The organism is Pseudoxanthomonas sp. LjRoot204_2, from assembly GCF_056175765.1.
In genome coordinates this window covers 1-8,246 of record NZ_JBGFFG010000123.1, presented here as the reverse complement: position 1 = coordinate 8,246, position 8,246 = coordinate 1, and the positions used below count along the sequence as shown (strand labels likewise).

General features: G+C 68.8%; 9 protein-coding genes. 6 read left to right on the top strand and 3 right to left on the bottom strand.

Annotation, left to right across the window (positions count from 1 at the left end; translation table 11 throughout):
* From rpoZ to AC04L7_RS07765, 3 genes are all read right to left on the bottom strand, one after another.
* A partial coding sequence (rpoZ, locus tag AC04L7_RS07775; protein WP_475512779.1) for a DNA-directed RNA polymerase subunit omega occupies positions 1 to 251 on the bottom strand: 251 nt, incomplete at its 3' end.
* Positions 252 to 476: 225 nt separating this feature from the next.
* Positions 477 to 1,094 (bottom strand): guanylate kinase, encoded by a 618-nt coding sequence (gene gmk / locus AC04L7_RS07770; protein ID WP_296278196.1) that lies wholly within the window; start codon positions 1,092 to 1,094, stop codon positions 477 to 479.
* On the bottom strand, positions 1,091 to 1,951 hold the full coding sequence (locus tag AC04L7_RS07765; RefSeq protein ID WP_299346888.1) for a YicC/YloC family endoribonuclease: 861 nt from the start codon (positions 1,949 to 1,951) through the stop codon (positions 1,091 to 1,093). Before AC04L7_RS07765 ends, gmk begins: the two co-directional genes overlap by 4 nt.
* 111 nt (positions 1,952 to 2,062) lie before the next feature.
* Here AC04L7_RS07765 and rph point away from each other — a divergent pair, with 111 nt between their 5' ends.
* The 6 genes from rph (at position 2,063) to AC04L7_RS07735 (ending at position 8,047) form a co-directional block, all read left to right on the top strand.
* Complete coding sequence (rph, locus tag AC04L7_RS07760; RefSeq protein WP_296278195.1) at positions 2,063 to 2,788, top strand: ribonuclease PH; 726 nt, start codon at positions 2,063 to 2,065, stop codon at positions 2,786 to 2,788.
* A gap of 38 nt (positions 2,789 to 2,826) precedes the next feature.
* Positions 2,827 to 3,219, top strand: a complete 393-nt coding sequence (locus AC04L7_RS07755; protein WP_296278194.1) for a VOC family protein — start codon at positions 2,827 to 2,829, stop codon at positions 3,217 to 3,219.
* Positions 3,220 to 3,225: 6 nt separating this feature from the next.
* Positions 3,226 to 3,819 carry an RdgB/HAM1 family non-canonical purine NTP pyrophosphatase gene (gene rdgB, locus AC04L7_RS07750; protein WP_299346755.1) on the top strand — a complete coding sequence of 198 codons (594 nt, stop codon included), beginning with the start codon at positions 3,226 to 3,228 and terminating at the stop codon, positions 3,817 to 3,819.
* A 110-nt stretch (positions 3,820 to 3,929) separates the two neighbouring features.
* Positions 3,930 to 5,084 (top strand): radical SAM family heme chaperone HemW, encoded by a 1,155-nt coding sequence (gene hemW, locus AC04L7_RS07745; RefSeq protein WP_436000273.1) that lies wholly within the window; start codon positions 3,930 to 3,932, stop codon positions 5,082 to 5,084.
* A gap of 90 nt (positions 5,085 to 5,174) precedes the next feature.
* A complete protein-coding gene (locus AC04L7_RS07740; RefSeq protein ID WP_436000275.1) occupies positions 5,175 to 7,703 on the top strand; it encodes a DUF1631 domain-containing protein in 2,529 nt (842 codons plus the stop codon).
* The gene (locus AC04L7_RS07735) at positions 7,700 to 8,047 is read left to right on the top strand and encodes a PilZ domain-containing protein (protein WP_296278190.1); all 348 of its coding nucleotides are present in this window, start codon (positions 7,700 to 7,702) and stop codon (positions 8,045 to 8,047) included. Before AC04L7_RS07740 ends, AC04L7_RS07735 begins: the two co-directional genes overlap by 4 nt.
* The last annotated feature ends 199 nt before the right edge of the window (positions 8,048 to 8,246 follow it).

Sequence of the window (8,246 nt, the reverse complement as noted above, 5' to 3'; positions counted from 1 at the left end):
GCCCATTCCAGCGCTTCGCGTTCGGCGCGCTCGCGCTCGGCCTTCTCGACGCGGTCGATCAGCTCGTTGTCGATCTTGCGCGCGGCGATCTCGCGCAGCGCCAGCACGGTGGGCTTGTCCTGTGCTTCGTTGTTGTCGATCTGCGGTTCCACGCCGTTCGCGAGCTGACGGGCGCGCTTGGCGGCCATCGTGACCAGATCGAAACGGTTATCTACGACTTCCAGGCAATCTTCGACGGTGATGCGGGCCATGCGGGCTCCCGGCGACCGGCTGGCCGCCCAGTGAATACGGAAAGGGGCCGGGATTGTAGGCAGCCAGGCCTGGCAATGCAAGCCTTTCCTTGAAAATCAATGATTTAAGGCGCCGCTACGGATCCCTGCCGTCATAGAGCCGAGCTGGCTCCGCTGGCTGTACGCATCCCACCGGACCTCGGGACGCGCGGAGCCTGGCAAGCGAGGCTCTGCGAAAGCCTGGCGCTACTCCGCCAGCAACGCGGCGATCAGATCGGCGTGGCGCACGTCCTGCGCCTCCCGGCGCAGGCGGCTGGCGGTGAAGATGGTGTGCATCTGCTCGACCGCGGTGTCGAACACGTCGTTGACGATGACATAGTCGAACTCGTCGTAGTGCGACATCTCCTCGCGGGCCGCCGCCAGACGACGCTGGATCACTTCTTCGCTGTCCTGCCCGCGGTTGCGCATGCGCTGCTCCAGCGCGGCGCGCGACGGGGGCAGGATGAACACGCTCACCGCGTCCGGCACTTTCTCCCGTACCTGGCGGGCACCCTGCCAGTCGATCTCCAGCAGCACGTCCTTGCCGGCGTCGAGCTGCGGCTCGACGGACTGGCGCGCCGTCCCCTTCCAGTCACCGTGCACTTCGGCGTACTCGAAGAAATCGCCGGCCCGGATCATCGCCTTGAATTCGTCGGCGCTGATGAAGTGGTAGTGCTGCGCATGCCGTTCGCCCGGTCGCGCCGCGCGCGAGGTGAACGAGATGGACAGCGCGATGTCGGCATCGCGCGCCAGCACGGCGTTGACGATGCTGCTCTTGCCCGCGCCCGACGGCGCCGCGACGATATAGAGGGTTCCGCGCTTCATTCGATGTTCTGCGCCTGTTCGCGGATCTGGTCGATCAGCACCTTCAGTTCCACCGCGATGTTGGTGGTGCGGATGTCGACGGACTTGGAGCCCAGCGTGTTCGCCTCGCGGTTGAACTCCTGCAGCAGGAAGTCCAGCCGGCGGCCCTGCGGCTCCTTCTGGGTGAAGACGCGGCGGATTTCCTTGACGTGGCTGTCGAGGCGGTCGAGCTCCTCGTCCACGTCGAGCTTCTGCAGCCACAGCACCAGTTCCTGTTCCAGCCGTCCCTGCTCCATGTTCTGCGCCACGTCGGCCAGCCGGGCTTCCAGCTTCTGCCGCTGGCCGGCGCGGATCTGCGGGATCAGCGTGCGCACTTCCGCGGCCAGCGAGGCGATGCCGTCCACGCGCTCCAGGATCGCGGCCACCAGCTTGCCGCCCTCGCGCTCGCGCGCGGCGACGAACTGGTCGAGTACCGCATCCAGCAGCGACAGCGCCTCGGCCTGCAGCGCCTCCATGTCCACACCCCTGGTCTGCAGCACGCCCGGGAACTGCAACAGGTCGGTGAGCTGGGTGCGCAGGTTGGGCATCCGGTCGGACAGGTCCGAGGCCAGGTCCGCCAACTGCGCGACGACGCGCGGATTGAGCTGCAGCGCGCCACCGCCTTCAGGCGCACGCAGGCGCAGGGTCAGGTCGAGCTTGCCGCGCGACACGCGCGACGCCACGCGCTCGCGCAGCGCGGGTTCCAGCGCGCGCAGTTCGTCCGGCAGACGCACGCCCAGTTCCAGGAAACGGTGGTTAACCGCGCGCAGTTCAGCCGCCAGCGTGCCGCCGTCGGTGGCGCGTTCGGCGGTGGCGAACGCCGTCATGCTGCGGATCATGCGGTTGCCCATCGGACCAGTGAGCGGCGCATCTTAGCAGCCCGCACGGCGGCCGCCGGGGCGGGCGGAACGCGACTGCTAAACTTCACCCCCCTCATCGCGGATGTCCCCATGTCCTTCTCCCGCCCCAGCGGCCGCCTGCCCGACCAGATGCGCGACGTCGGCATCCTGCGCAACTACACCCGCCATGCGGAGGGCTCGGTGCTGGTGAGCTTCGGCCACACCCGCGTGCTGTGCACCGCGACGGTGGAAAACAAGGTGCCGGGCTTCCTGCGCGGCAAGGGCGAGGGCTGGGTGACGGCGGAGTACGGCATGCTGCCGCGTTCCACGCATACCCGCAGCGATCGTGAGGCCTCGCGCGGCAAGCAGGGCGGTCGCACGCTGGAGATCCAGCGGCTGATCGGACGCACGCTGCGAGCCTGCGTCGACCGCGGCGCGCTGGGCGAGCGCACCATCACCCTGGATTGCGACGTGCTGCAGGCCGACGGCGGCACGCGCACCGCGGCGATCACGGGTGCCTACGTCGCGCTTGTGGATGCGGTGAACTGGCTGAAATCGCGCAACGAGATCAAGCGCGACGTGGTGCACGGCGCGGTGGCCGCCGTGTCGGTCGGGATCTACCGCGGCGTGCCGGTACTGGACCTGGACTACCCCGAAGACAGCGACTGCGACACCGACATGAACCTGGTGATGAACGACGGCGGCGGTTTCATCGAACTGCAGGGCACCGCCGAAGGCCATGCGTTCCGCCGCGATGAACTGGATGCGCTGTTGGCGCTGGGCGAGAAGGGCATCGGCGAGCTGTTCGCCGCCCAGCGTGCGGCGCTGGCGGGCTGACCCCTACCCTGGTCGGTCCCTTTCGACGGATTCCCCGCATGTCCCAGACCCTCAGCCTGGTCACCCTGGTCGTCGACGACTACGACCACGCCATCGCTCACTACCGCGATGCGCTGGGCTTCGAGGTGCGCGAGGACACCGACCTCGGCGGCGGCAAGCGCTGGGTGCGCGTGGCACCGGCCGGCGATGGCGGCACCGGCCTGCTGCTCGCCGTGGCCAGCACCGCCGAACAGCGCGCGCGCATCGGCGACCAGACCGGCGGCCGCGTGGCTTTTTTCCTTCAGACGGACGACTTCTGGCGCGACCATGCGCGCATGGTCGCCGCCGGGGTCGAATTCCTGGAGACGCCGCGCGAGGAAGGCTACGCCACCGTCGTCGTGTTCCGCGATGCCTACGGCAATCGCTGGGACCTGCTGCAACCCAAGGGCTGATCCGCCATGAAACTCGTCCTCGCCTCCTCCAACCACGGCAAGCTGGAAGAACTCCATGGCCTGCTGGCCGATACCGGCATCGAACTGGTCGCGCAGTCCGACCTGGGCGTGGATGACGCCGAGGAAACCGGCACCACGTTCGTGGAGAACGCGCTGATCAAGGCACGCCACGCCAGCCTGCAGACCGGCCTGCCCGCACTGGCCGACGATTCCGGCATCTGCGTGGATGCGTTGGACGGCGCACCGGGCCTGTATTCGGCGCGCTACGCCGGCGAACACGGCAACGCCGAGCGCAACATCGACAAGCTGCTGGAAGCGCTGGACGACGTCGACGGCGAACGTCGCGGCGCGCACTTCTACTGCGTGCTGGTGCTGCTTCGCCACGCGGACGATCCGCAGCCCCTGATCGTCGAGGGCGAGTGGCGCGGCGAGATCCTGCGCGAGCGTCGCGGCAACGGGGGCCACGGCTACGATCCGGTGTTCTTCGATCCGCAGCGCGGACAATCCGCCGCGGAAATGCCGCTCGAAGACAAGAACCGCATCAGCCATCGCGGCAAGGCGCTGGCCGGCCTGAAGCAGCGCCTGCTCGAGACCTGGTAGGCGCGGGCCATGCCCGCGATGCTTTTCCGCAGACCCCGCGAGACGAAGCATCGCGCCCACCGGGCGCTCCTGCCGATGCTTGAACGGACGACAAGACTGGCTTACCCGACATGCTGATTCCCCCGCCCCTCTCGCTCTACGTGCACCTGCCGTGGTGCGTGCGCAAATGTCCGTACTGCGACTTCAATTCGCACCAGGGCAACGGCGCACTGCCGTTCGACGACTACGTGGATGCGCTGCTGCGCGACCTGGACCACGACCTGCCGCTCGTATGGGGCCGTACCGTGCACAGCGTGTTCTTCGGCGGCGGGACGCCGAGCCTGTTCCCGCCGGATGCGATCGACCGCTTCCTGCAGGGTGCGAGCAGCCGGCTGCGTTTCGCGCCGGGGCTGGAGATCACGCTGGAGACCAACCCGGGCACGGCCGAGCACGGGCGTTTCGACCGCTACCGGGCGGCGGGCGTCAACCGGATCAGCTTTGGCATCCAGAGCTTCGATGACGCGAGCCTGGAAAAACTCGGCCGCATCCACGACAGCCGCGAGGCCGAGCACGCGGTCAGGCTGGCGCAGGATGCCGGCTTCGACAACCTCAACCTCGACCTGATGTACGCCCTGCCCGGCCAGACCCTGGCCATGGCCGAGCACGACCTGCAGCGCGCGTTCGCCTTGCAGCCCGCACACATCTCGCATTACCAGCTGACGCTGGAACCGAACACCGTGTTCTTCGCGCGGCCACCACAGGGCATCCCCGACGACGATCACGCATGGGACATGCAGGAGCATTGCCAGGCGCTGTTGGCCGACGCGGGGTACGCGCACTACGAGGTCAGTGCATACGCCCGTCCGCAACGCCGCTGTGCGCACAACCTCAATTATTGGCGTTACGGCGATTACATCGGGATCGGCGCCGGCGCGCACGGCAAGATCACCGCGGGGGCGACGCAGCGGATCCTGCGCCGCTGGAAGATCAAGCATCCTGCCGCCTATCTCGCCGCCGCGGGCACGCCGGCGGCGATCGGCGGTGACGACGACATCACGCCGGATCGCCGACCGTTCGAGTTCATGCTGAACGCGTTGAGGCTGCAGGATGGCTTCGCACTGGCGGACTTCACCGCCACCACCGGCCTGCCGGTATCGAACATCGCCGGTCCGCTGGAACACGCCTTGCAACGGGGCTGGCTGGACGTCTCGCAGACCCATGTGAGCCCCACGGCGCTGGGACGCCGGTTCACCAACGATGTGGTCGAACTGTTCCTGGACAGCTAGGCACCCGGCTGCCGTGAGATGGCGATGGATGGGTGCGCAGGCGACACAGGGTGTGATAATGATGCCGCCACGGGGGAGCCCACTGCACCGATGACCGCGACACGACCGCCGACGTCCGCTGCCGCGCCGACCACGATTGCATCGTCGGCGCTGCCGCCGCGCGTGCGGCGACTGCTGCAGAACCTGTTCGACCACATCGCGCCGGATTTCGTGTCCGCGCTGAACGGCATGCTGGTGGAGTTCGAGCAGCAGCTCTTCAAGCAGGCCGAGCAGGCCCGCAGCAACCACATGCAGACGCAGATCTTCGTCGACCTGCGGTCGCTGCAGAAGAACCGCGTGGACCTGGTGCCGCAGTATATGTTCGCACTGGAGTCCGAGCTGGCCGCGATCCGCAGCACGCGCAGTGGCGGCGAACAGCCCCCCGCCCGCCTGGATTTCCAGACCATGACCCTGGTCGAAGACGCGGTGATGGACCAGGAAATCGTGCTGCGCGAAGTCGCGCGCCGGCATGAGCAGCGCGGCAACGCGCAGATCCTGATGCTGGGCCAGCGGATGGGCGTCATCGCCGGCCAACCGGCCTACGAGGCCGAGACGCTGCCGCTGGGCCCTTACCGCCTGTGCCAGCTGCTGAAGGAAGCCGCCGCCTGCCTCGAGTTGTCCATCGATGCGCAGCTCGTGCTGTACCGCAGCTTCGACCACAAGGTGATGCTGAACTACACCGAGTGGGCGAACACGGTGAACCAGTTCCTGGCGCGCGAGGGCATCCTGCCCGGCCTGGTCTACATGCCGCGGCGCGCACGCAATCTCGAGATCGTGCGGCCGCCCCGCGACGAAGCTGGCGGCGGCGCCCGGCCCATGACCGGCTGGCAGGGCCAGCCGGCCGGATCGCATTGGGCCACGCTGACGCCGGAGCAACTGCACGCGGTGGCGGGTGCGCTGACCGGTGGCAAGGGGAGTGGAGACGCCTTCCCGCCGGCGGCCACGTCTGCGCCTGCCGCAGCCGATGCCGCGACCGCTGCGGACGCGCCGAAGGAGACGGCGGGCTCATTCGACGTCCTGCAGAAGCTGCTGGCCATCCGCCGCGGCGGACTCCAGGCCGATGCACTGGCGCAGGCCGCTGACATCGCGTCGCTCGGGGGACAGGCGGGCGACGGCGCAGCGATGACCCCCGACGGGGGTGCCGGCGCGCACCCTGCATCCATCGGCGACGGCGGCGGTCTGCCCCAGGCACAGGGAGGCACGGGCGGTGCTGCCGCAATGCCCTCGACCACCGGGGGCAGCGCGACGCGCGATGCGGCGCCACGCCGCCTGCTGCCGACGCCGGACGTCCTCGACACGCTGCGGATGCTGCAGAGCGCACCGCTGCCCGCACGGACACCGGACCAGCCGCGCCGCACCGTGGCGGACCTCCAGCAGACCATGCTCGCCGAAGTCCGCGCCAAGCACGGCCCCGGCGCCACGCTGGCCAGCGCCGATTCCGACACGTTCGAGCTGCTCGACCTGCTCTACAACGAGATCGAGCGCGAAGTGCAGCACGACGCGCCGGCCGCCGACATGCTGGTGCGCCTGCAGGTACCCGTGGTGCAGGCGGCCCTGCGCGACCGCAATTTCTTCCTGCGGCCGCAGCACCCGGCGCGCGACCTCCTCAACACGGTCGCCGAGTCCGGCGCCACCTGGCTCGGTGACGACGATGTCGATCCCCACCTGGTGCAACGCTTGCACAAGGCGGTGGAGACCGTCGTCGAGACCTACGAGGGCGATGAGGCTGTCTTCGAAGACGCCAACCGCGACGTGCAGCAGCACCTGCAGGCGGCCGCGCGCAAGGCGGAGCTGGCCGAGCGTCGGCAGATCGAAGCCGCACGCGGCAAGGACCGGCTGGAGGTGGCCAAGCAGCGCGCCGCCGACACCATCGAGTCGGCGATGGCCGATGCGAAACCGCAGAAGTTCGTGCAGGCGCTGCTCAGCCAGGCGTGGGCGGACGTGCTGACGCTCACCCAGCTGCGCAATGGCGAATCGTCCACCGAGTGGGCCGACCAGCTGCAGACCACGCTGGAGATCGTGGCCGCCACGACCTCGGCGCAGCCCGCCGATCCGGCGCTGGCGACGAAGATCGAGAAGTCGCTGGTGCAGGTGGGCTACCACGAGGACGAGGCCGCCGCGATCTCGCGCCGGCTCTCCAGTGCGGAGGAAGACGAGACCACGTCGCGCACCGAGCTGACCGCGCGACTGAAGGCGCGCGCGCGGCTGGGCGGACAGGGCGAGGTCAAGAAGAAGCCGGTGCAGCCGCGTACGCCGCAGGAGCAGGAGTGCTACGACTACCTGCGCACGCTCCCGTTCGGCACCTGGTTCGAATTCACCCGCAACCAGCAGGGCGACGTGCAGCGCCAGCGCCTGTCGTGGTTCAGTCCGGTGACCGGCAACGCCCTGTTCGTCAACCAGCGCGGCCAGCGCGTGGGCGAGCATTCGCTGGATACGCTGGCGCACCTGATGGCCAAGGGCCAGGCGCAGGTGGTCACCGAAGATCGCGGCCGCCTGATCGACCGTGCCTGGAACGCCACCCTCAGCGCGCTGCGCAGCCTGACGGGGCGTGGCGGCGAACCCGCAGGAGACATCGCATGATGCGCGAGTTCCGCCGCGCCCGCCGGCGCAACGTCCCGAAGCCGGTGCCGGTCTTCGACCTGATGACGGAACAGGTGATCGGCCGGCTCGGCAACCTCTCTGAATCGGGCATGCTGCTGGTCGCCACCGAACCGATGGTCGACGATGCGCTGTACCAGCTGCGTTTCCACTTGCAGGACGCGCGCGGCCAGGATCAGCCGATCGATGTGGGCGCGCACCTGATCTGGTCCGCCGCCGCGAACACGCCCGGGCAGGCCTTCGCCGGCCTGCGCTTCCTCACCATCGACCGCGAGCCGCTGGAACGGCTGCGCCAGTGGGTCAACGCCGGCCCCGAAGCCGATTGATCGCACCGCTGCGGCCGGGGTCCGGTCGATTGCGGCAGAATGGCGGCTCTTCAGTAAGAGCCGACGCCATGAATGCCCCCGCTTCCTTCGATACCGACCTCGTCCCGCTGTACGCCGATCATCTGGCCACGATGAAGCGGCGGGCGGACGAAGCGTTGGCGCGCGGCGGCTTCGACCACCTGGTCGTGCCCAGTGGGAC